22 protein-coding genes and 2 pseudogenes are annotated in these 24,466 nt (G+C 43.7%); 22 read left to right on the top strand and 2 right to left on the bottom strand.

All coding sequences use genetic code 11. The features are described 5' to 3' along the window. Positions 1 to 185 precede the first annotated feature (185 nt). From flhB to FCL46_RS13270, 12 genes are all read left to right on the top strand, one after another. Positions 186 to 1,256 (top strand): flagellar biosynthesis protein FlhB, encoded by a 1,071-nt coding sequence (gene flhB / locus FCL46_RS13215; protein ID WP_136807879.1) that lies wholly within the window; start codon positions 186 to 188, stop codon positions 1,254 to 1,256. Continuing rightward, positions 1,256 to 3,355 (top strand): flagellar biosynthesis protein FlhA, encoded by a 2,100-nt coding sequence (gene flhA, locus FCL46_RS13220; protein ID WP_136807878.1) that lies wholly within the window; start codon positions 1,256 to 1,258, stop codon positions 3,353 to 3,355. Before flhB ends, flhA begins: the two co-directional genes overlap by 1 nt. Continuing rightward, the gene (flhF, locus tag FCL46_RS13225) at positions 3,345 to 4,718 is read left to right on the top strand and encodes a flagellar biosynthesis GTPase FlhF (RefSeq protein ID WP_136807877.1); all 1,374 of its coding nucleotides are present in this window, start codon (positions 3,345 to 3,347) and stop codon (positions 4,716 to 4,718) included. Before flhA ends, flhF begins: the two co-directional genes overlap by 11 nt. Then, positions 4,711 to 5,619: a MinD/ParA family protein gene (locus tag FCL46_RS13230; RefSeq protein WP_136807876.1), complete on the top strand. Its 909-nt coding sequence runs from the start codon at positions 4,711 to 4,713 to the stop codon at positions 5,617 to 5,619. The genes flhF and FCL46_RS13230 overlap by 8 nt, the downstream gene beginning before the upstream one ends. An 8-nt stretch (positions 5,620 to 5,627) precedes the next feature. Continuing rightward, positions 5,628 to 6,359, top strand: coding sequence for a FliA/WhiG family RNA polymerase sigma factor (locus FCL46_RS13235; protein WP_136807875.1), 732 nt, complete (start codon positions 5,628 to 5,630; stop codon positions 6,357 to 6,359). Then, complete coding sequence (locus FCL46_RS13240) at positions 6,359 to 6,787, top strand: hypothetical protein (protein WP_136807874.1); 429 nt, start codon at positions 6,359 to 6,361, stop codon at positions 6,785 to 6,787. Before FCL46_RS13235 ends, FCL46_RS13240 begins: the two co-directional genes overlap by 1 nt. A gap of 357 nt (positions 6,788 to 7,144) precedes the next feature. Continuing rightward, the gene (flgF, locus tag FCL46_RS13245) at positions 7,145 to 7,894 is read left to right on the top strand and encodes a flagellar basal-body rod protein FlgF (RefSeq protein WP_136807873.1); all 750 of its coding nucleotides are present in this window, start codon (positions 7,145 to 7,147) and stop codon (positions 7,892 to 7,894) included. 108 nt (positions 7,895 to 8,002) lie between these two features. Beyond that, complete coding sequence (flgG, locus tag FCL46_RS13250) at positions 8,003 to 8,788, top strand: flagellar basal-body rod protein FlgG (RefSeq protein ID WP_136807872.1); 786 nt, start codon at positions 8,003 to 8,005, stop codon at positions 8,786 to 8,788. Between the two features lie 10 nt (positions 8,789 to 8,798). Continuing rightward, positions 8,799 to 9,746, top strand: coding sequence for a flagellar basal body P-ring formation chaperone FlgA (gene flgA / locus FCL46_RS13255; protein ID WP_136807871.1), 948 nt, complete (start codon positions 8,799 to 8,801; stop codon positions 9,744 to 9,746). A 1-nt stretch (position 9,747) separates the two neighbouring features. Then, a complete protein-coding gene (locus tag FCL46_RS13260; protein WP_136807870.1) occupies positions 9,748 to 10,431 on the top strand; it encodes a flagellar basal body L-ring protein FlgH in 684 nt (227 codons plus the stop codon). A 21-nt stretch (positions 10,432 to 10,452) separates the two neighbouring features. Then, positions 10,453 to 11,583 (top strand): flagellar basal body P-ring protein FlgI, encoded by a 1,131-nt coding sequence (locus FCL46_RS13265; RefSeq protein ID WP_136807869.1) that lies wholly within the window; start codon positions 10,453 to 10,455, stop codon positions 11,581 to 11,583. Positions 11,584 to 11,609: 26 nt separating this feature from the next. Further along, entirely contained in the window at positions 11,610 to 11,936 is a 327-nt protein-coding gene (locus FCL46_RS13270; RefSeq protein WP_136807868.1) for a rod-binding protein, read from the top strand. An 88-nt stretch (positions 11,937 to 12,024) separates the two neighbouring features. On the opposite strand, the gene FCL46_RS13275 is transcribed toward FCL46_RS13270, so the two are convergent. Further along, positions 12,025 to 14,601, bottom strand: a complete 2,577-nt coding sequence (locus tag FCL46_RS13275) for an ATP-binding protein (RefSeq protein ID WP_136807867.1) — start codon at positions 14,599 to 14,601, stop codon at positions 12,025 to 12,027. Beyond that, complete coding sequence (locus tag FCL46_RS13280) at positions 14,598 to 15,728, bottom strand: ABC transporter substrate-binding protein (RefSeq protein ID WP_136807866.1); 1,131 nt, start codon at positions 15,726 to 15,728, stop codon at positions 14,598 to 14,600. Before FCL46_RS13280 ends, FCL46_RS13275 begins: the two co-directional genes overlap by 4 nt. Before the next feature lie 545 nt (positions 15,729 to 16,273). Between FCL46_RS13280 and FCL46_RS13285 the strand changes: the two genes are divergently transcribed. The 10 genes and pseudogenes from FCL46_RS13285 (at position 16,274) to FCL46_RS13325 (ending at position 24,453) form a co-directional block, all read left to right on the top strand. Next, complete coding sequence (locus tag FCL46_RS13285) at positions 16,274 to 16,864, top strand: hypothetical protein (RefSeq protein ID WP_136807865.1); 591 nt, start codon at positions 16,274 to 16,276, stop codon at positions 16,862 to 16,864. A gap of 12 nt (positions 16,865 to 16,876) precedes the next feature. Continuing rightward, positions 16,877 to 17,164, top strand: a complete 288-nt coding sequence (gene flgM, locus FCL46_RS13290; RefSeq protein WP_136807864.1) for a flagellar biosynthesis anti-sigma factor FlgM — start codon at positions 16,877 to 16,879, stop codon at positions 17,162 to 17,164. 4 nt (positions 17,165 to 17,168) lie between these two features. Continuing rightward, positions 17,169 to 17,522 (top strand): flagellar protein FlgN, encoded by a 354-nt coding sequence (locus FCL46_RS13295; RefSeq protein WP_136807863.1) that lies wholly within the window; start codon positions 17,169 to 17,171, stop codon positions 17,520 to 17,522. A gap of 3 nt (positions 17,523 to 17,525) precedes the next feature. Continuing rightward, complete coding sequence (flgK, locus tag FCL46_RS13300) at positions 17,526 to 18,953, top strand: flagellar hook-associated protein FlgK (protein WP_136807862.1); 1,428 nt, start codon at positions 17,526 to 17,528, stop codon at positions 18,951 to 18,953. Between the two features lie 46 nt (positions 18,954 to 18,999). Next, entirely contained in the window at positions 19,000 to 20,004 is a 1,005-nt protein-coding gene (flgL, locus tag FCL46_RS13305) for a flagellar hook-associated protein FlgL (protein ID WP_136807861.1), read from the top strand. Positions 20,005 to 20,134: 130 nt separating this feature from the next. After that, positions 20,135 to 20,374, top strand: a complete 240-nt coding sequence (gene csrA, locus FCL46_RS13310; protein WP_136807860.1) for a carbon storage regulator CsrA — start codon at positions 20,135 to 20,137, stop codon at positions 20,372 to 20,374. Then, on the top strand, positions 20,374 to 20,793 hold the full coding sequence (locus FCL46_RS13315; RefSeq protein ID WP_136807859.1) for a flagellar assembly protein FliW: 420 nt from the start codon (positions 20,374 to 20,376) through the stop codon (positions 20,791 to 20,793). The genes csrA and FCL46_RS13315 overlap by 1 nt, the downstream gene beginning before the upstream one ends. 522 nt (positions 20,794 to 21,315) lie before the next feature. Further along, positions 21,316 to 21,678: pseudogene (locus FCL46_RS28865) on the top strand (flagellin N-terminal helical domain-containing protein); the annotation flags it as partial. Positions 21,679 to 22,968: 1,290 nt separating this feature from the next. Then, positions 22,969 to 23,202: pseudogene (locus FCL46_RS28870) on the top strand (flagellin); the annotation flags it as partial. A gap of 534 nt (positions 23,203 to 23,736) precedes the next feature. Next, positions 23,737 to 24,453, top strand: coding sequence for a sulfotransferase (locus tag FCL46_RS13325; RefSeq protein WP_136807857.1), 717 nt, complete (start codon positions 23,737 to 23,739; stop codon positions 24,451 to 24,453). The last annotated feature ends 13 nt before the right edge of the window (positions 24,454 to 24,466 follow it).

Raw genomic sequence — 24,466 nt, forward strand, 5'->3', positions numbered from 1 at the left:
GCAATACGCATCTGAAACACTCAGTACTTTCACCTTTGACCTAAGCCATTATCTACGCTTCCAGTCTATACAGTATGCTGGAAAAACAACAGATATGGCAATAAATGAAAAGATATGGGTGGAGCCTTTTGACTAGTGTTTTATAGGCCCCATAAACATTCAATCTCCATACAGGAGTAGCAGAAGTGGCAGAAGAATCCTCCTCTGGTGGTGAACGGTCTGAAGCGCCCTCGGCGAAACGGCGGGAAGATTTCAGGAAAAAGGGTCAGGTTGCACAGTCCAAGGAAGTGCAGACTGCCGCCCTGTTTACCATTGTTCTGATTTTCTGGCTCTTCTATATGCCGATTTTCTGGAATGGCCTCACAGACCTGCTCAAAGCACTCTTTCAATCTATCGACACCTTTGATGCAACTGCCTCATCAACACTTGTGCTGGCCCTGTTTATCATTCAAAAATCGATGATACTTCTGGCGCCTCTCTTTTTTCTTGTCTTGATAATCGGCTTCTTCTCAACATTTTTCCAAATAGGCTGGCTATTCACAGCTCAACCATTACTACCTGACTTCAACAAACTGAATCCAATTTCCGGGGCTGCCAGATTTTTTTCGAAAAAATCATTTGTCGAACTACTTAAATCTTTGATAAAAGTTGCTCTTGTAGGCTGGATTGGCTACTCCACCGTGCTCGATAAATTTGGTGAAGCTCTCTTACTTGTTGACACATCAATTGGCACAACAACTGCCTTTTTAGGCAAAACTGCTCTCCTTATTCTCGCTAAAATCTGTGCTATACTCCTCCTGATCGCCTTTATTGACTTCTTGTTTGTGCGGTGGGAAATGGAGCAGAAGATGAAAATGACTAAGCAGGAACTTAAAGAAGAATTTAAAGAAATGGAGGGTGACCCGTACATTAAGGCGCAAATCAGATCAATTCAGCAGGAAATGGCCAGAAAACGCATGATGGCTGAAGTTCCTTCAGCCGATGTGGTTGTCACAAATCCGACACATATATCGGTCGCACTGCGATATTCTTCTGGTGAAATGGATGCTCCGGTAATCGTTGCAGCAGGCACCAATTTTATTGCTATGAAAATTCGCGAGATTGCACGGGAACACGACATACCAATCGTTGAGAACCCTCCAGTGGCTCGATTATTGCATAAATTAGACATAGGCTCACCAATACCCGAAGATATGTTCAGAGCAGTGGCTGAAATACTTGCCCATGTATATTCACTCAAAAATAAAAATATCTGATGGAACTAGCAGAAGCACAGGCAATTATAAAAAAGATTCAAATTAAGGAACTTCTGGTACGCAGTGATGTAATTGCTGCGCTGGGCCTGGTTTCTATCCTGATGATAATGATCATCCCGATACCATCCATCATCCTGGATCTATTTCTGGCCACAAATATTACCATTGCACTGCTCATTTTGATCATCAGCTTATATGCTGCAAAAGCTGTTGAATTTTCGATTTTTCCTTCAATTCTTCTTACAACCACACTCTTCAGGCTATCACTCAATGTGGCTTCAACCAGGCTCATTCTGTTGCATGGAGATGAAGGGCCTTCAGCTGCAGGTTCAGTAATACAATCATTTGGTCAATTTGTGGTTGGAGGAAATTATGTTGTTGGAATCGTAATATTCGCAATTCTTGTTCTGATCAATTTCATGGTAATCACCAAAGGTGCAGGCAGGGTTGCAGAGGTTGCAGCACGTTTTACACTCGATGCTATGCCCGGTAAACAGATGGCCATTGATGCAGATTTGAATGCCGGACTTATTGATGAAAACGAAGCGCGGACCAGACGTGAAGAGATTTCAGCGGAATCCGCTTTTCACGGAGCCATGGATGGTGCTTCAAAATTTGTTAAGGGTGATGCGATTGCAGGTATTATCATTACCCTTATTAATATTGGCGCCGGGTTTGTTATCGGTGTTCTTCAAAAAGGCATGCCAGTTGCTGAAGCAGCACAAAACTATACCATATTGACTGTTGGAGATGGGCTTGTCGGCCAGATACCTGCACTCATTATCTCCACCGCTGCCGGTATGCTTGTTACCCGCTCAACAGGCGGCAAAGACTTCGGTACAGATATTCAGGTCCAGTTCTCTAAAAATTCTATTGCAATCTGGGTCGTTTCCGGAATTCTGCTACTCTTTGCTTTTATACCGGGTATGCCGTTTTTCCCTTTCATGATGCTCTCCCTCTCTCTTGCCTTCTTTGCATTTTCTCTCGACAAAAAGCAACGGGTGGAGGAAAAGGCTGTGGAGGAAGAAATTGTACCAGAAGCCCCGCTCCAGCGTGAAGAAAACTATGAGGAGATGCTCCACGTTGATCTTCTGCAGCTTGAGGTTGGTTATGGCCTGATTCCTTTTGTCGACTCGGCTCAGGATGGAGAACTGCTGACCAGAATACAATCGATTCGTAAACAGTTCGCTATTAACAATGGATTCATTGTCCCTCCGGTTCACATCAAAGATAATCTGCAACTTACCCCGAACAGGTACACACTGTCGCTAAAAGGTGTCATTGTAGCTGATTCAGAAATGCTACCTGGACATTATATGGCGATGGACCCCGGCATGGTGACTGAGACAATTAAAGGAATAGCCACAACAGAACCCGCGTTCGGCCTGCCGGCAATCTGGATCACTGAAGACAAAAAAGACAGGGCACAATTGGCTGGATACACCGTTGTCGATTGCACCACAGTTATGGCAACCCACATAAGTGAAGTTATCAAACAGCATGCCCATGAACTTATCGGCAGACAGGAAGTTCAGGGTCTACTCGATAATCTTGCCAAACATTATCCTAAACTCGTTGAAGAACTTGTGCCGACAGTCCTCTCACTCGGAACCATTATGAGAGTGTTGCAGAATCTGCTGAAAGAAGGTGTATCTATTCGCGACCTCCGATCTATTCTCGAAACAATGGCGGATTGGGCACCAGTTACGCAGGATATTGAAATATTGACAGAGTATGTACGTCATTCACTGGCAAGAACCATCAGTTCACAACTCGCTGTGGACGGAGTGATTCCACTTATTACTCTGGCGAAAGAGGTTGAAGACGCAATTCAGAGCTCAATACAACACCGGGAAACCGGGACATATCTGGCCATCGATCCGCAGATAGCCCAGAAAATCCTTGATTCAATTGGTCAGGCTATCCCGCTCTTTGAGGGCGGAAGCAGACCGACACTGCTGGCAGCACCTCAGATTCGTCCTCATGTCAGAAGCCTGACTGAACGTTACTACCCTGCCCTAGCAGTTCTGTCACATAATGAAATAAGCGCTAACTTAAAAGTACGATCACTCGGGACGGTAACCTTAAATGCAAGTTAGAGTATTTGAATCACACGACATGGCATCAGGTCTTAAACTGGTTCGTAAAGAGCTTGGACCAGATGCGCTCATACTTTCCACCAAAACCGTGAAAAACGGCAAGCTTGGTCTACTTGGGAAACCAACCATAGAGATAACTGCCGCCATTGATTCAGCATGGCATAAAGAGCAGCAGGAAAGAAAAAAACCTTCAGCAATGAGCACGACCAGAAAGAAGAAGAAAAACACCTTCGCCCCCGAACCCATGGTTGGAAAAGAATATACACATATCAACACGACAATCGGCGATGATGATCTTGAACTCGATTACGGTTACGACAGCACAGAAAACATTGATCACCATCAGGTTCGAAAGCTGTTCAGCAGTACCAGGTCACAACCAGCTGGTGACCTGCCCCAGGAACTGACACTACACAACGAAGTTGCTGAACTCAGAAATATGGTAAAGCTCATAGCCGGCCAGCTCGGTGAAACTGAGCGAACAACCGACTCTATTCAAGATCCTCACGCAGAAATCCCTCAGGGAAATATGGCCTTACGCGAACGGCTCAACCGTATCAACCAGATCAAAAACCCTGTAATCAAGTTACTTAACGAACATGGAATTGATAGCGACACAGCAACAACTATAGCCAATTTTGCGAAAGAACAGCTTAAAGGTGAAGAACTCGAAGATTCGGAGAAAATTCGTAAATTCGTAATCGCAACCATAGAAAGTCTGACCGAAGTTCAACCACCCGATTTTGAAAACAGCACAGAACAGATACGTATCGGATTAATAGGCCCCACAGGTGTTGGAAAAACCACTTCCATTGCAAAACTGGCTGCTCATTATCTCAGTAATTACTCAAATTCAGTAGCTCTCATCACCATCGACACCTATCGTATTGCCGCTGTGGAACAAATTAAGGTGTATGGTGAAATCATGCACCTTCCTGTTGATGTTGTAATTTCTCCAGACCAACTCGAAGACGCCTTAAAGCGCCACGCGGACAAATCGCTTATCCTTATTGATACTGCAGGCAGAAGCCCCAAAGACACCCTCAGTATCCAGGAACTTTCTTCTTTTTTACGACCTGATTTCAATATTGAAAAACATCTTGTTCTTTCTGCCACAACGCGGGAGAATGAACTACTGGATGCCATCCAGAAGTTTGCCGCGGTAGGCATTGACAGGACCATATTCACCAAGGTCGATGAGTGCATGAGAACCGGTGTTATCCTCAACGTTCAGATTCAAAACGACGCTCCCCTCTCATACATTGCAAACGGCCAGCGAGTACCGGAAGATCTGCTACAGATTACCAAACGCTCGGTTGCGGAACTGATCATGTCACCCCACCAAGGAATTACCCATGAATAATACAACCCAAATGGCTTCCGATCAGGCGAAAACCCTGCGTGCCCTCAACACGAGAAAAGAAAAGGACACGCTGCCTGCCGATACTGATCATGTCACACATGTGTATGCCATAACCAGCGGCAAAGGTGGCGTAGGTAAAACCGCTGTCACCGCTAATCTCGCATACACTCTGGCCAAACTCGGTAAAAGAGTGCTTATACTTGACGCTGATCTCGGGCTTGCAAACATCGATGTTGTTTTCGGCCTGACCCCCATGTACAACCTGAACCATTTTTTTTCAGGAGATCAGGAACTTGAATCAATTCTCGTTAAAGGACCACTGGGAATTAAAATTCTCCCGGCAGGATCTGGATTGCAGAATTTCATCCGTCTCAACTCACAACAAAAAATGAAGTTGCTCGACGGACTTGACTCACTGCACAACAGTTTTGATTATGTACTTATTGACACTGAAGCAGGTATCTCTGAAAATGTAACCTACTTCAACACTGCTGCTCAGGAGATACTTGTCGTCACTACTCCTGAACCTACAGCGATAACAGATGCATATGCACTGATGAAACTGCTCTCAACAAAATTTCATGAGAAACACTTCAACCTTGTCGTTAACCAGATTCAAAATGAGGATGAAGCACTCGAGGTATATAAAAAGCTCACGATGGTAGCAAACAGGTATCTGGACATATCTATTGATTACATGGGTTCAGTACCTAATGATAGACAGATGATAGACTCTATCCGAAAACAGAAGGTGATTATTGACCTCTATCCAAACTCAAAAATCACTGCAGCATTTAGTGAAATTGCCGCTAGAATATGTATGGAGCCATCACATTCCGAGCCAAAAGGAAACCTGCAATTCTTCTGGAATAAACTACTTAACCTAGGAAATAAAGGCTAACCGTAACAATGCTCTACAGCCAGAAAAACATCCCTGAAGATAGAACCAAGATGATTCAGGAAAACCTATATCTTGTTGACATCCTTGTCGGCCGCATGGTTACTCAAGTGCCGTCCTTCATGAACAGGGATGATATGAAAAGTGCTGGGATGATGGGGTTGCTGGATGCCGCAAACAAATTTGATCCATCAAAAAACATTCTATTTAAAACATTTGCAGAGCACCGAATTCGTGGATCAATTCTTGATGAAATGCGAAAACTCGATTGGTTTTCACGCTCCTTACGGGATAAACAAAACAGGATCGGAAAAACCATAGCAGCTCTTGAGTTCAAACTCGGTCGCGATCCCGAAGAGCATGAAGTTGCAAAGGCTATGGATATTACGCTTGAACAGTATCAGCGCCTTCTTGGTGAAGTAAGTCATCTGGGGTGCGTCAGTTTGAACGAAACTCTTGATCACTCCGATGGAGGACGTTCTTTTCTCGACTCACTTATAGAGACAAACGCCGACATGATGCCAGGACATCGGCTTGAAGCAGCAGAACTGACAAAAATTATTGCAGAGGTGCTTGAGCAACTTTCAGAAAAAGAACGGCTGGTCATATCTCTTTACTACTATGAAGAATTGACACAAAAAGAAATTGCAGAGATACTCACACTTTCTGAAGGCAGAGTATCACAATTACACAGCCAGGCGCTCATCAAACTTAAAACCAAGGTCCAGTCCCGGCTGCCATAATGGTTTCAGAATATCTCTCCTACCCAGATATAGTTGCAATCTTTGCATTCCTGCTGGTCGTTTGTGTTTTTATCCGTGCTCTTTTTTTCAGGAAACAGACAGACCGATTGTCTGACGACCTGCGACTCACACAGCAAGAACTGGCAATCGCCCTGGCTGACTTAGAAGTTTCACAACGAAAGCAGACAGTTAATCTCGGTTTTCAGGACGATCTCCAGAATGCTGAACTCACTATGAAGCTCCAGCAACCGCGTCTTTCAGCTCAATACGGGAATAGATCCACCACAACTCCTGAACGCTACCTCTATGTCCGATCTCTTGCCGAAAAAGGAATGAGTGCTGAAGAAATCGCATCAATACTTCAGATCTCAATTCATGAGGCTCAACAATTAGTAAATCTGTCGAAACTGGCCATCGTCTCGCAGTAATTCACCAATCCTATACACAGCATACTCCCTCCGTATCATCTCTAAACGCATTAACGCCTGAACTTATCGGTCTTTTCAAGCCAACTCAAAGAATTCATGAAGTTTTCTTTAAGATTTCCATTCTCGTGACCGATAAAACCTTATGCCAATTATATATTTTGACACATCTTCAATTGTGCAATGTTTATGCGTTTCAGCTGAAAACTATCCAATGTCCGTAAGGCCACTTTTTTGCCTTAAACAGATTGGGCTTAAGCTGGCTAAGTGACTGTTCAAGAAATGCTTCAAAAAGAAAAAATAGCAATTTCGTTGAACTTTGAATGTTTTGACATGTGACTAACAAACTCAGGTATTTCAATGGTATCAGGAAAATACAGTGCAGTTGCAGGAGCAGTTTCCCGCGAACAGAGCATAGCCAACATTTCGGCCAACCTCGCTAATGTTAATACCAACGGATATAAACGAACCGGTATGTCGTTTGAATCCCTGTTGCGTGGTGAGCGGCAGACTCAGGAAGCTAAAGGTATCAATTACAACCGGGTCCGACAGAACATTACAGACCTCACCCAGGGTGGAGTTCGAGAGACCGGCAATCCATACGATCTGGCAATAGCAGGTGATGGATTCTTTAAAGTTGAGGGCCCTAATGGCCCGTTGTACACACGAAGAGGTGACTTTTTAGTTGATCAGGAAGGTGTCTTGCGCACATCAAACGGCCAGGCTGTCCTTAATGATGGCAACGCCCAGATTACAATACCTGACACAGAAACAGGGAGAGTGACTGTTGGCGAAAAAGGCACGATTACGCTTGTTACTCCTGATGGTATCAGTGCAGAAGTTGGGCAGGTTGCGGTTGTTGGAATAAACGACAGATTTCTGCTCAAGCGAGAGACAGATACAACGTTTTCACTCAAAGATGGAGGCAACGAAGTTCCACCTGAAAATTTTCAAATACTTCAGGGAAACCTCGAATTATCAAACGTTAATATGACCGAAGAAATGACCAAGCTGATTAACAGTTACAGGACCTTTGAAACATATCACAAGGTGCTTGAAGGATTTTCAAGGCTTGGCCAGGTGCAGGATGAACTTGGAACTATCGGCTAATTAAAACCAGTATTTTTGTTTTGTGTTGCATGTTTTTAGCACTGTGTATTTTCAGTTGTAGTGTACAGTCTTGTCACTTTAGACCAACCTTATTGATAGGATAATATAATGATTCGATCCTTATGGACCGGCACTTCCGGAATGAACGCCCAGCAGTTGAACACCGACGTAATTGCGAATAACCTCGCAAACGTTTCAACCACCGGATTTAAGAAAAGCAAAACAGATTTCCAGGATCTTCTCTATCAAACCATAAAAGTACCCGGCAGTCAGACTTCTGCCGATACCCAATCTCCCACTGGCATCCTCGTTGGTCTCGGCGTAAAACCGGCAGCAGTCACCAAGGTTTTCACCCAGGGTGATCTAATCCAGACAGAAAATGAACTGGATGTTGCTATTGAAGGCGAAGGTTTTTTTCAGATTGAGCAACCTAACGGAAATACAGGGTACACGCGCGCAGGTGCACTCAAACGTGACAGTGACGGAAGACTGACGAATTCTGACGGCTATCCGGTACTTCCTGCCATCACAATTCCTGACTCATCCAGGCAAATAACCATCGGCGAATCCGGAATTGTCAGTGCCATCGTTGGTGATGATACAGAGCAGACTGAACTTGGCACCCTTGAGTTGGCAACATTTACAAACAACGCGGGTTTATCAGCCATAGGGAAAAATCTGTTTCAGGAAACTGCAGCATCCGGCACAGCCACTATCGGTACCCCGGGTGAAGACGGATTTGGCACCTTACTGCAAACCTTTCTTGAAGGCTCAAATGTCAATATCGTAGAAGAACTTGCAAGCCTCATTACCACTCAGAGAGCTTATGAGATCAATTCCAAAACGATCCAGACATCTGATGAAATGATGCAAACAACCAACAACCTCATCTAACAGCAGTCTTATGAAACAAGCTATCTTCATCATATTTTTGTGTTTGTGTTTTTCTCATTCAGCTTTTGCGCTGGTTATAGAATTTAAACAAACTGCGCTGGTTGACGGTGTTACAATCACCCTCGGTGACATTGCAGATTTTGATGAAGATACAGAACTCAGCAAAACACTGGCCACACAAACAGTAGCGCAAGCCCCGAGTCCCGGCCAGCAAGCTGAGCTTTTCAGCAGATCAATAATCAAATATTTCGAGCCACGGATCAGCCCGGACACCATAATAACATGGCGAGGAGCTGAAAAAGTTACTGTGAGCAGAAACAGTATCTCTGTCAGTTCATCACAAATTCTTGAAATAATAACTGCATTTTTAGTTGCCAATACAGACAAACTTCCGGAGGCGGATATTCGATTTATCGCTGCAGAAAAACCACTGCCGTTTCTCGTACCACCCGGAGAAATGAACTGGGAGGTTATACCATCCAGCCCTGGAATTGTTAAAAGCACCAGATTTTCCATTATTTTCAAGGTAGATGGGAGGGTTAGAAAAAACATGTCTGTTCGTGGACGATTAGAAATCCTTGCTCCTGTCGTTGTTGCTACTACACAGCTCCCAAAAGGCACGATCCTGACGCGTCAAAATATCGCCACCTCCATTAAGGATCTCACAACACTTCGAACACCGGGCCAAAATATAGACGAACTTTTGGGCAAGAAAATCAAGAGGACGTACAAAGCTGGTCAGGTAATTTCACTATCGCAAGTTGAATTCCCACCACTGGTCAGAAAAGGTGAACTGGTCAGGATCATTGTTAATACGGGGAAGCTTTTTATTACAGCAACAGGAATTGCGCGAAATGACGGTAAGATAAACCAGACTATTCGCGTACAAAACACAAACTCACGAAAAATTGTCTATTGTCGTGTAGCCGCTCCCGGAATAGTTGAGGTCGCATTATAAAATGAGAACATTACTCGTTACTCTTTGCTGTACTCTTTTACTTACGTCATGTGCTCATCAGGCACCACGGATTGTTCACATCCCGGAACCTCTTGAAGACAGCAAATCCCCGATAACTGTCCAACCGACTCCGGGGTCCCTCTGGTCCAGTGACAGCCCCTCAATCTATAGCGATCACAAGGCGCAGATGATTGGAGACATTGTCACTATTATCATTTCAGAGGAATCAAGCGCGACAAAAGAAGCATCAACAACTACTGACAGAGCGACCAGCATGAGCGCCGCAATCCCCAACCTGCTTGGTCTTGAAAATGCAAAATTCATTACGGATTCTAATCTTGATCTCGAAAATCTGGTAAATTCGACCTTTTCAAATTCATTTGATGGCGATGGAACAACATCACGGAAAGGGAGCTTTACAGCGTCGCTCACCACTCAGGTCGTCGGACAATATCCCAACGGAAACCTGAAAATTCGTGGCGGTAAAGAGGTGATGGTCAACAATGAGGTACAAATAATCTACCTGACAGGAATAATACGACCGGTGGACATCACCGCTGCCAACACAATTTCGTCCACCAAAATATTGAATGCGAGAATCAGCTATACAGGGCAGGGAGCAATATCCGATAAGCAAGAGCCCGGTTGGGTTATGCGAACCCTTGATAATGTCTGGCCATTCTAGTCTTAGTGGTATGGAGAAGAAATGATACGAATCATATTTACGATACTCGCAGTAATCGCCTTCATCTTTCCCGGCGGCACTGCATGCGATGTGTCCGCAGCCCGCATAAAAGATATTGCTTCTCTGCAAGGTGTGCGAAATAACCAGTTGCTTGGATATGGACTCGTTACCGGTTTAAATGGCACCGGCGATGATATGAAAAAATCGGGATACACCTTGCAGGCGGTTTACAACATGATTGCCCGCAATGGCATTACCCTTGACCCGGACAATATCGAAGACATCAAAGTCAATAATATTGCAGCCGTCATGGTAACAGCTAAACTCCCTCCCTTTGCTCGGCCAGGTTCAACAGTTGATGTTCATGTCTCATCCATTGGTGACGCAGACAGCCTCGCTGGCGGAACCTTATTAATGACACCGCTTCGTGGCGCAAATAACAAGGTGTATGCAGTTGCTCAGGGACCACTCACTATCGGTTCTTTTTCATTTGGAGGAAAGGCTGCAACAGTTCAGCAGAATCATCCGACTGCCGGACATATTTCCTCTGGGGCTATAGTCGAAGGTACAGTTCCAGTGGTTCTGGGAAAAGATGGTCAGCTCTTCTACCAGTTGAATAACGCTGATTTTACTACAGCGACCAATATGGCAAAAGCCATCAATTCATCCTATGAAGAGGAAATTGCTCACCCGCTTGACTCCGGAACTGTAAAAGTTATGATTCCGGCTTCTTATCAAGACACTAAGGTCGAATTTATCTCCGCTGTTGAACGGCTTCAAGTCGATCCGGATTCCAACGCCCGCGTGGTTTTAAATGAGCGTACCGGAACAATAGTCATGGGCAAGGATGTAAAACTCTCGACAGTCGCAGTCTCCCATGGAAATCTCAGCCTGATAATACGAGAAGACAGTGAGGTCGTACAACCAAACCCATTAGCCGAAGGAGATACGGTAACAGTTCCTAGAACCCAAATTACAGTCACTGAGGATCAAGGTCAGCTTATTGTCCTCGATATGGACAAAGATGAAGTTACCATCGGAGAAATTGCTACAGCACTTAACGCCATAGGAGCAACACCTAGAGATCTTATCGCAATATTTCAGGCAATAAAGGCTTCCGGCTCCATGCACGGCGAACTCATAATTCTCTAACAGATTGTATCAACCACGGAACCACCATGAACACTTTTATTGATCCCAGAACCGTATTGAGCTACTCCTTAAACAAAGCAACGCCACAGGAGCGCAAAGAACGTGATCTTCAATCATTACGTGAATCAAGCAGGGAATTTGAGACATTGCTTGTCATGGAAGCATACAAGGCGATGCGCAAATCAGTTCCTGATGGTGGCCTGATTAAAAAAAGCATGGCTATCGAAACGTTTCAGGAAATGTTTGATATGGAGATGGCCAAACAAACTACTCAAGGCAAAGGCATCGGTGTTGCTGATATGATGTATAAACAGATGGCGCACTTAATAGAGAACAAAAAATATGACGAGTAACAAATAGATTATGTAAGGTCTTTACCACAAACATGCCCCTCTAACCAAAATGCCAGTCAGATATCAGGAAAAAGGTGAAATCCTTTAATCATTTTGCCAGAAGAGCAGTAACTGTAGTTAAAAGGGCATCTCTATCAACAGGTTTCAGCACAGTTTTCCAAACTCCCGCTTCTGCCACCTGTTTGTCGGTAAATGTGGAGCTGTAACCGCTACACAAAAGAATCGGCATGTCAGGCCGTAAAGCAGCAACCTTTTTAGAAAGCTCAATACCCGTCATCCCAGGCATAGTCTGGTCAGTGATCATTAAATCAAATTTTCCTGGCTCCCGCTCTACTAAAGCATAGGCTTCCTTGCTGTTATTACAAGCTGTTACCTGATATCCCACATCCTGTAATAATAACATCGATATTCTTGCAATATCCTCTTCATCATCCACTATAAGCAGATGTCCCCTCCCTTCGGTGAGGAGACTGATGCCTGTAACTTTCGGTTTCAGACGTTTTTCCACGAGTGGAAGCCATACTTCAAAAACAGTCCCTTTACCCATCTCGCTGGAGACATTGATTACGCCGGAGTGGCTGCTGACGATCCCGTGAACCACTGCCAGGCCCATTCCTGTGCCTTTGCCAGTTTCTTTCGTTGTAAAAAACGGATCAAAAATTCTGGCAATATCCTTTTCACTAATCCCCTCACCGGTATCGCACACTGCCAGCCGAGCATAATTACCTGGCTCAAGCCCCTTAATCCGTATAACATCCATGTCGGATATAACAGCAGAACTAAGTGAAACTGTTAACACACCTCCTCCACTCTTTTCCATTGCATGAGCAGCATTGGTGCAAAGGTTAAACACTACCTGATGAATCTGCGTGGCATCAGCCACAATAGTTCCGGTCTCCTCTTCAAGATCAAGCTCGAAAGAAATTGTGGTTGGTAATGTGGCCCGTAAAAACTTTATAGCCTCTGCTACAATTCCATATATATCGACCTGTCCTTTGGCATGTTCTTTTTTACGACTGAAAATGAGTAAATGCTGGACAAGATCCCTGGCGCGCAGCGATGCGCTTACGATATGCTGTTGATACTCCTCGGACTTCGCATCCATAGCCTTGGTACTCATGATGAGTTCGCTATAACCAAGTATTACCGAAAGGATGTTATTAAAATCGTGAGCTATTCCTCCGGCGAGGGTGCCTATCGCTTCCATTTTTTGTGCCTGGCGCAGATGTGATTCAAGCACTTTTTTCTCTGTGATATCTGTTAATACGGAGATAAATCCGATCAATTCTCCAGACTGATTGCGCTTATACTGCCAGTCAATCTGGATATCAATCTGATTTCCACGATAGGTCTTTGCTTTACTTGTATGCGGAACAGGTGGAGGCTGTTCATCAATAATTAATTTAAATTTCTCTTGCAGTCGAAGTTTTTGGGCAGAGGATATCTCTGTTCTCCATATAGGTTGACCGATCGCCTCTCCCTTCTCTGCCTCAAAGATCCTGTCGTATGCTGAATTAGTAAACGTTATGATTCCGTCTAAGTCGTTTTCCTGAATCCCGTGAGGTAAGGCTTCAACAAGTTCTCTGTGCACCTGTTCACTTTCCAGAATACTCTGCTCACGCTGACTGATGGCCTCTGCCATCTTTCGGAAACTTTCATCAAGTTCCTGCAATTCCTTGAATCCATCTTTTTTTGATACCAGTGAATAATCTCCTTCTGCTACGCGGTGAACATCCTCTACTAAACGAATAAACGGTTTGCTTATCCTTTTGGCTCCCAAAAATGCTGAAAACGCCGCAAGAATCCCTGTTAAAACGATTCCCAACAGAAGCATATACCTGATCTTTGTTACCGGTGCAAAAGCATCATCATGGTGTTGTAGAAAAAACACCTTCCAGTCGGTAAGTGAAACCTGGACAACACTTGCAATAACCTTCATTTTTAAATCGGTTGTGATGAATGTATTCTCGCTTCGAATCACCGATTCCCGAATATGATCCAACGTTCCAATATTATCCCTTTGTTGAACACGCCTGGAAATATTATTGGCAATCACAGTTCCTATCCGGTCCGTAATAATAACGTACTGGTGGCTATCGCTAATCTTCTCAATCATTTTCGATAAGACAGCAAGATTCACATACCCGACAATCATGGAAATTCCTGAATTTCCCGTAGGGATACTTAAGCTCAACGTTGGTGAACCTGTTCGCATTGAAATAAACGTTGAAGACCATGAAGGTTTTTTGTTTTCAATTGTCTCCTTATAAAACTCCTGACGGGACATATCTGTTCCAATATAATCCTCTTCGTAGGGTGCAACCTTCCTGACTCTGCCATCACTGTCGAGAATCTGCACCATCTCAAAAAACGGATAATTCTCCACTACTGTTTCTAAATATCCGTCCACCCCGTTCTCTGACAAAACCCCCGGGGTCGAAACTACTTCAACGACTTGCTGGATAAGAGACAAAGGCTCCCTGAGGAATACTTCAACCTCACTGGCAATCGAAGTAGCAAGAGAAAAATTCTTATTATTTATCTCTTCCGTCAGGCTCTTTGACATCAAAAGTAATGTCGCTACTCCAAAGATAAGGACTGGAAATAACGCTATAAGAATGAAGTTTCCCGTAAGTATAAATTGCAGACTGGATCGAGATTTCACGGCTGTCCTATTTTGACGAATTGACCATCTTTTACTGTCATTATAAATGGACTCCGATCTGCATCACCATACTTATCGATACGAATCTGCCCTTGTGTCCCTTCAAAAATTTCCTGTTGTATAATAGTTGCCTTCAGTGATGATGGATCGCTGTTCTTTTGCAGGGCTTCGATCAAAATCATTGCGGCTTCGTAAGAAAAGTGACTGGCGAAAGTAGGCATTTGTCCAAATCGCTCATTATATTTTTTTCTGAAATTTAATGATTTTTCACCTGGATGCTTCGGATCAAACCAGTTTGTAAACGACACGCCCTCAGTGGCTGTGCCGCCATGCTGGAGAAAATCGTTGCTCATAGACCACATGGTTGTGAAAATAGGTATTTCAGATCCTGCTTTTCTAATCTGCTGGCAGAACATAGCGGCGTCAAGCGCACTGGCCACAATCAGAACACCATCAGCGTCGGAATCAGATACTTCAGAAGCAAACTGAGAAAAACTAAAATCCTTTCGTGAATCAAATGGGTATACACGGAGTGTATTTCCACGTTCCTTACTTCTCTTCCCGAAATAATCCACCCAATCTTTTCCAAACGCCCTATTCTGATCGTCATAGACAAGTGCTAATGAGTCAACACCGTTTTTTTCAAATATTTGTTCAGCTAATATTTTAATAACATGTATGTTTGAGGACATGACTCGCATGAAATAATCATCTATACCACTTAACTGATTGGTCGATGACGTCGGGCTGAACATGAGAATTTTCTTACGATTAGCTACCGGCACTCCTGCAACTGACATTGCCGAGGTAAAATGCCCAATAATTGCAATGACACCTTCTTCAATAAGATCTTCATCCACTTGAGTGGCTATTACTGCATCCTGTTTATCATCTTTAACGATGAGTTCGATTGGTCTTCCACGAATACCACCTCTGCTGTTAACTTCCTCAATGGCAAGCAATATACCGTTGCGGCCATACAAACCTAAATCTGCATGTTTTCCAGTCAATCCACCAGAGAACCCGATCTTTATCGGCTCGTTCTCCGAGCAACCACTCAGCATTACAATTAGAAAAAGTATAACTAACAAAGATTTTTTTTCACTACCAACACATGAACTATGCATAATCACACTCCATAATACGGATTCGTATCATCACCTGACAAAAGAGTTATCACCATCTTCTATTGATCTCCCTCAATAGCATGCCAGGTGAGAAGCCCCGCAAGTTCAATTTATACTTAGCAAAGAGTGCTGCTAAACGGTTACTCCATGCAATTCAAACTGCTCACAGTATATAAGCTTGCTTTTACTATGTCTAATTTTGAACAAAAGTTGATCCCGCATACTTTTTCAGGAACTAGCAATACAATTTCAGTGATTAGCGTTTAAAGGCTTAAATATTCACCCCATTTGCCCAATATATGCTTAATTTAAATGCTAGGCTTGAATTACTTCACAAAGAGCGCTCCAGTAAGGTCGGAAAACAATCTGAAGGCACCGGAGATAAAAGAACTACACAAAAACCACCACACTTTTTGCAAAGACTTCCAACCTCATTTTTTTCTAAAGTTCGATAGCATCATCACCGATAAGAATATGAACAGGAGGAATAAAAACTCTCCAGTCGGAACGCAAGGATGCAGATGCAACGCCAAGGAGGCACCGCAATGATTGACAATAAAGGAATTCAAAACACAGCTAACCCACAGATACAAAAGCAGAATCAGGGACAGCAAATATCCAGAGAACAGCAGAAGGGAAAAATGGAAAGTTCAACTCAAATCGGTATCAAAACAGACGAAGTATCACTCTCGTACAGTGCTGAATCGGTTGTCACATATGACAGTTCCATGACCCTGAATAATGTAAAACACGATGGTTTCGACCTTCTCCGTGCTTATGTAGTAGACCTTTTCAAGCAGCAGGGACTCACTCTTGAAGTCCCCACCGGAAGTAATGAGGTGGTTAACCTTGAAGAGATTACTCAGGAAGAAGCTGCGGACCTTGTTGCAGAAGACGGGTATTTTGGGGTTGAACAAACCTCAGATCGTATTGTAGATTTCGCTATAGGTCTTGCAGGCGGTGATACTTCAAGGATTGATGCTATTAAAGCCGGTGTAGAAAAAGGATTTCAAGAGGCGCTTCAAGCTTTTGGCGGTGAACTTCCTGAAATTTCATACCAAACCTACGATGCAGTTTTTGAAAAACTCGATGCATGGGTCGAAGAAGCAGGTCAAGAAGAACCCGGCAACAAATAATCAGGTGAAATCATGAGTGTTGAATTTTTCGGAGTTGGTGGACCAAACCAGATAGGTAGTCTTAAAAAGACGCAGAAAGCCACGAACGATAAAAAAGCGGAAGGCGCCGCGGCAGACAAGGTCGAATTCTCAACTGTTTTGCAGGATGTGCATAAAGCACAAGGTGCAAAGCAGGCTGGAAGCACAGAGCGTGCTAACAGGATTGCAGAACTCAAGGCCCAGATCGCCGACGGTTCATACAAACCGGATCTCGAGAAAGTTGCATCATCACTGGTCGAGTTCCTGATGCAAGGAAAATAAGAAAATGAAAGCCGGAACTACACATGAGTATCTTGTCGCCTTACTCGACATTATCATACAAGAACGTGATTGCGCCAGAAATCTTGACGTTGAAGGTATGGCTGCAGCAACTCAGGTAAAAGAACAACTCATTCAGGTCCTGGCACACGTCAAGGTAATTGACGAAGACGACAAACCACTTGCAGCCAAGATTCGTCACGAAAACAGGCGAAATGCTTATCTGTTCAAATCTGCCCTCGGCTGGATCCGTGATACCATGGAGTTCTTTGGCCGAAGAACCGTCACCTCAACATACACTGCTGCCGCTGGTAAAACTGCAGCACATGTAAACGGTAGATTGCTTTCAGGTAAGGTGTAAAAAATGGCTGGCTTATTTAATGCTTTAAATGCTGCTCGAACTTCTCTTGAAGTCAATCAGAAGTCAATAGAAGTCATTGGTAATAACATATCCAATGTAAACACCGAGGGCTACTCCCGGCAGTTTACTCATCTGACCCCTTATCCTTCAGTCAACTTTGGCGATTTTTTTGTAGGCCAGGGTGTACGGGTAACAGATGTTCGAAGAGATCACGATGTTTTTATCCAAAACCAGCTCGTAGATAAGTCAAGCGATTACGGATTTCAGAATGCACAGAGTCGACCGCTCTCCGAACTCGAAAGGGTCATGAACATTACCGAAGATAATATAGCCACAGACGTTGATGAGTTTTTTGACGCGTGGCAGGAGCTTTCAGCAAGCCCAAGTGACCTTGTTCTTCGTGATGTTGTCATTCAGCGTGGTGAGGTGCTCTCACAATCTTTCAATAATACGATCAATGATCTGAACACAGTTCAGGAAAATATTAATGACACACTCATCTCCAAAGTTGGAGATATTAACTCGAAAATTACTGAAATTGCCGCACTCAATGATCGGATCATGAATATTGAGATCAATGGTACACAGGCCAACTCTGCACGAGACAGACGAGAAGATCTTGCTACTCAACTTGCTGAAGACATTGGTGCCCAGTCATATTTTGCTACCAACGGCATGCTGTCCGTTCAACTTCCAGGCGGACTTCCGCTGGTTCAGGGCACTGCAGCAATGAGTCTTTCAGCTGTCACTACCGGCACACAACTTGATATACAACTTAATGCCGCCGGAGTAACACGCACCCTTGGTCAACGAAATATTGGTGGTGAGTTTGAAGGATTACTCTACCTTCGCGATACATTTATCCCCAGCCTCGAAAATGATCTTGACCGATTAGCCTATGAAATAAGTACTCAGGTCAATACCCAGCATTCAGCAGGCGCAGGTCTTGATTCTGTAGTCGGTAGAAACTTCTTTATTGATCCGCCCAATCTCGCAGCAGCACCACCTACTGACCCATGGCTGGACGCTGCACGCGCTATGTCTGTTGAAAGCACACTTATAGCAGAACACATCGCCACAGCTCAGGCCCCGACGCCTCCTGACCTTGTAGCTCCCGGCGATAATCGAAATGCACTTATCCTTTCAAATCTTGATGAATCTTACCTCATCAACGGAATAGATAATTTCAACTCATTCTACGGTAAAATAACCGCCAGTGTCGGAATTGAAACAAATCAGAATATGCTTTCAAGGCAAGGAGCAGAAGATTCCGTCGTCCAACTCGCAAACCTTCGCGACAGCCTCGCCGGCGTCTCTCTTGAAGAAGAGATGATCGAACTTATCCAGTTTCAGCGTGGCTTTGAATCATCAGCAAAATTTCTCACAACCGTTGATGAAATGATGGATACAGTCCTATCCATCAAACGATAATTTTTTTCTTTAAGCAGCCCGTTTTTTTCGACACGAGGAAAGGCCCATGAAAGTTACGGAAAACTCCACATACCGGTTAATGCAGACCAATCTTGACCGCATAACCAACAATCTCTTAGAAATTCGAAAAAACGGAGCAACCGGTCTTAAACTCAATAAAGCCTCAGATGATCCAGGCGCAATCAGACCAGTACTCACCACTCGAACCCAGATTTCCAAAACCGAGCGCTACATAGAAACAATGGGTGTCAGCCTTGATAAAATGGAGACGTCTGATGGTCATATGGCTAACGTTGAGAATATAATGCAACGAGCTAAAGAACTCACCATCAGCGCTGTAAACAGTGGCATGAACAATGAAGATCTCGTCACTATTGCAGATGAGATAGCAGAACTGAAAGAACAATTGCTTGACTCAGCTAATGCAACTATCGATGGTAAATATATATTTGCAGGCTATGAAGAGAACACCAAGCCCTTTATTCCAAACCCTGCATATGATCCCGCTCTCTACGATCAGACTGATTCAACAACATGGCCCTATACGTATCAGGGGGATGCTAATCCAACAGAACTGGAAATAACACCTGGTGAATATATTGAAGTAAACATGACCGGCAACGACCTGTTTATGGGTATTTCCAATGCCAACTGGGTTGACTCAGCAACACCTGCACTTGGTCAGCCAGAAGCTAACCGGACCGATCTGTTCAGTATATTAACACGTGCAGAAGAAGCTGTTCGTGCCGGTAACGTCGATGACCCACTCGGGGCAGGTGGCTCTATTCAGGCCCAGATCGATAATCTCGAACTCGCCGCTAACCAGAATCGAAGGGTGAGAAGTCGAATGGGCGTACGTGCCGGAAGAGTTGAGTCTGCAATCTTCCATCAACAAGAAGTAAGTGTTGACCTCAAACAGATACTCTCACGATACCAGGATGCTGATGCAATTGAGACATTTAACGAGATAGTCAAACAGGAATCAGCTTTCCAGGCAGCGCTTAACGTTACCTCACGTGTCTCTCAAGTGTCTATACTCGATTATTTCTAGAATTTTCGATGTATATTTGACTTCGCCTAACAGATTCAATAGTATATAGGCAGTTGAATATTATAGCACATTCCAGAATGTATACTTTCCCTTTTAGCCGTATCACCACCAATTTGGATCGGAGCAAAACATGCTTGTTCTCACCAGAAAGCTCGGTGAAGGAATAGTCATCGGAGATGACGTAACCATCAAGATCATTGAGATGAAAGGTGGAGCTGTTCGTATTGGTATCGACGCTCCCCGATCAAAGAAAATATACCGGCAGGAAATATATGACAAGATCATCGAAGAAAATATTGCAGCGTCTCACTGGGATATAACTGATCTGGATTCATTGAGTGACAACCTTATCGATAAGAAACAAAAGTGATGAAAACTATTAATACCCGTTTTGGTCAAATCGAATACGATCCTGACAACCTGTTATTCTTTCCGGAAGGCATGATCGGTTTACCTCAACTGCGTCATTTTATCGTTATGCCAAACCAGAAACAAGGACCACTTTTCTGGATTCAATGCGTCGATGACCCCGATATTGCGTTTGTACTTACCAATCCGGGCGACTTTTTTCTTGATTATGCTATCATGCCTGATGACTCAGAAAGAGAAAAACTTGGAATTGCCGCAGAAGATGAGTACTTCACTCTTGCTGTGGTAACAGTGCCACCAGACCAGAATATCACTCTCAACCTGTCAGCTCCTATCTTATTTGCCCCCAAAACCAATAAAGCTCTGCAAGTTGTTCTTGATGATCCAAAATATAAAACCAAGACACCGCTGCCTAAATAAATTCACACCTGGATAATCAAATAAAAAAGCCGAAAGTACTGCACAGTACTTCCGGCTTTTTTATTTGGATTTCGCATTGACACCAAAAATCGATATCAGTTAATTAACACGTTATCGTTGTAATGGTAGTGTTGTCCGATGTAGACCTTGCAAATCACCATATCTGTGTCGAATTGAATATGCTGTATCCAGCAACAGGTAATTAGTAACGCTTACGTCTAACCTCTCATACCTAAACCTAATTCGGTTATAACATCTACAACGTATTGCGTACCTCCCCTCAATTCCAAGCCTGCCAACCCTTTACACTCAAATAGAAATCTTTAATTATTTTTTCGAGTTCCGCCAAAAAAATGCATTTCCTTTCGTTTGTATTACTTCAATGAATATTTCTTTATTAATCAATTAAAGAATAGAGCAAGAAGCGACGAAACATATCCAACTGCGAGGATCAACAACGAGATATTACGTTTGTATAGATTGCACTGACGCCGATTTACCTGTTCAAGGAGGATTTTAACAATGGCACTGACAATCAATACAAACATAGCTTCACTGAATGCCCAAAGAAACTTAGGAAAAAGCCAGGGTGCATTAAACCGGTCAATGGAGAGACTCTCTTCAGGTTTACGAATTAACTCTGCAAAGGATGATGCGGCTGGTCTTGCCATCTCCGATCGAATGACTTCCCAAATTCGTGGCCTCAATCAGGCTGCTAGAAACTCCAACGATGGCATCTCAATGGCTCAAACCGCTGAAGGTGCCCTTCAGGAAACAACCAATATCCTGCAACGTATGCGCGAGTTGGCGATTCAATCCGCCAACGATACGAATAGCGCCTCTGATAGAGCCTCCCTGCAGGCGGAAGTTAATCAGCTCAAACAGGAAATCACCAGAATAGCTGAAACCACAACGTTTAATGATAGAAACGTACTGGATGGTTCTCTAAATGATGCCCAGTTTCAGGTCGGTGCCAATGCCTATGAGACAATATCCTTTTCCATAGCATCTTCTAAGGCTGTTGACCTGGGCGACCATGCGTTGACCTCAAACAACCCGACAGGTATCGAGGCAGCAACCACTCGTTCTGCAGACACCTCAGCCGGCAACAACATCGCGACTCAGGATCTGACAATAACAGGTCCCAGAGGAACCAGCCTTGTAACAATAGACGCTGATAACAGTGCAAACCGTATAGCTGAAATAGTTAACAGCGAATCGGAGACCACAGGTGTAATGGCTGAATCACGAACAACTGCTACACTCAGTGATCTTGCAGCTGACGGTACCATAGGATTTGACCTTCAGGGTATTAACGCCGATCCGATCCCTATCAGTGCCACTGTAACAACAAATGATCTTACTCCCCTTGTACGTGCAATTAATACTCAATCAGGAAGTACAGGAATCTCAGCATCACTGTCCGGAGATGAACGAAGCATCACACTTACCCAAAGTGCAGGTTATGACATTAAAATCAGTGACTATAACCATAGTGAAGATGATGGAGTTCTCCAGTCTCTGCGTGTAACAGGTACAGAGGGCATAGGCACAAACCTTGTAGAAACTGCACAAACTGAAGCTGTTACAACAGCTTCACTGTCAAACCTCTCTGATATTGGTGATGTAAGCCTTACCGTTGCAGGTACCGCAATAACCCCGGCTACAATTTCAGACGTAAAGGATCTTACTCCACTGCTCGAAGCCATCAATGCAGAGTCTGGAACGACTAATATCACTGCGTCTTTTACAGACATATCAGGCACCGACAAAAGCAGCCTGACCTTGGAAACAACTGCAGCAGCTGCCGATATTGTACTCACAGCATTTGCTTCTACGGCAGCAGGTGACCAGACCATGGATGTTGCAGGCGGTGATGGTGCAGCAGTAAGTGTGGCAGTATTAACCGAAACCACTGCTGCGGCATCTACAATTACCGCACCGCTTGCTGCTACTGTTGGTGATTCTACAGTAGTGGGTGGTGAAGTGATTTTCTCAAGTTCAGGAACGTACAATGTAAGCAGTTCTATTGCCCAGGCAGCCGGATCACTCTTCAACAGCGCCGCTGACGCAATTAATGCCTCCTCACTTAATTCTGTTGAGACTATTGATATATCAACTGTTCAAGGCGCAAACGAAGCGATACAGATAGTAGATGGCGCTGTAGCCCAGATTGACAGCCTCCGTGGTGACCTTGGTGCGGTCCAAAACAGATTTGAGGCAACAATCTCTAATCTTCAGAACGTCTCAGAAAATCTTTCCGCTGCACGTTCCCGGATCATGGATGCCGATATTGCCATGGAAACTTCAGCCATGACAAAAAATAATATTCTTCAGCAAGCGGGTGTTTCCATCCTCGCCCAGGCTAACCAGACCCCACAACTGGCGCTGCAATTGCTTCAAGGGTAAAAACTACCAATCAACTGAGTTGAGGTGACATTATTATGTTCACCTCAACCATCTTTTTCCCCTGCGTATTTACTATCATCATCCAGACTTTCTCACCAAACAGCATCAGCCTGTAATTGTATAAATCTGATATGCCGAGCAACTACAACAGTACCTGGAAGGGTGTCCGAGAATAGACAGTTCTTCTCAAATCGAGGAAATTTTACAATAATAATCGCTGACAAATACTAGATATTTCAAGCATTACTATTCCGGGAATGCCGAAGAGTTGAGGTAGATAAGCGCAGACTTCGAGATGGCATTCTAGGACACCCTCCTGGAAAATGATTATCAACCAGGAATATTTGGGAATATTTGACATAAACTCATTGGACTCATAGACTATAATTTAAGAGAAACAATCTACATACCACCTTCATAACTTTTCCATTTTTTCATAAAACAGATAACACCTCAATAATGAATTATAAAATCAGCATATTACACAATATGGCTCGATCAGGGGGTACGCTTATATCAAAGTGCCTTGGCTGTATGGAAAATGTTGTGTTGCTAAGTGAAGTTCATCCACGTGTCATGGATGGGATATTCAATCCACTTAAGCAAGCAGAGCAATGGCACAAATTGTTTCGAAAAGATGATCTCTGGCATATTCATAACCAACCGGATATTTCGTGGATTCAAGCTATTGAACTTATTTACAGACGTTCATTGCAAGCAGGAAAACACCTGTTACTTAGAGACTGGTCGCATATTGATTTCACGGCTGTCCCATGGGTTGATAAGCCATCATATACCCTAACAATAGCCTCAGAACTTGGGAAATATTTCCATATTAACAATACATGTACTGTTCGCCACCCTATTGACCAGTGGATTAGTCTCAGTAACCTATCAATAATCAGTGGAAAAATTGACATTTCTACATTTTTGAACGGGTACAGAAAGTTTGCAGAGATTGCTGCTGAAACAGGATTTATTAGATATGAAGATTTCACACAAAATCCTGACCAATCATTAAAGGTCCTGTGTGAAAGATTAAATATAATATATGACAAGACGTATCAGCAAAAGTGGTTCGATTTTACCCATGTCACTGGGGACACGAGCAATACTGGTTCCGGAAGAGGAAGCAAACACAAAGAAATCATTGTCTTAAAACGAAGAATGCCTGATGCTTCGACGCTAAAACTGTTTAAGAAAAACAAAGATTTCAAAACAAGTATTAAATTGCTAGGCTATGATTTTTAATACCAATTAACAC

Origin of the sequence: Desulfosediminicola flagellatus (assembly GCF_005116655.2) — a bacterium.
Lineage (GTDB): Bacteria > Desulfobacterota > Desulfobulbia > Desulfobulbales > Desulfocapsaceae > Desulfopila > Desulfopila flagellata.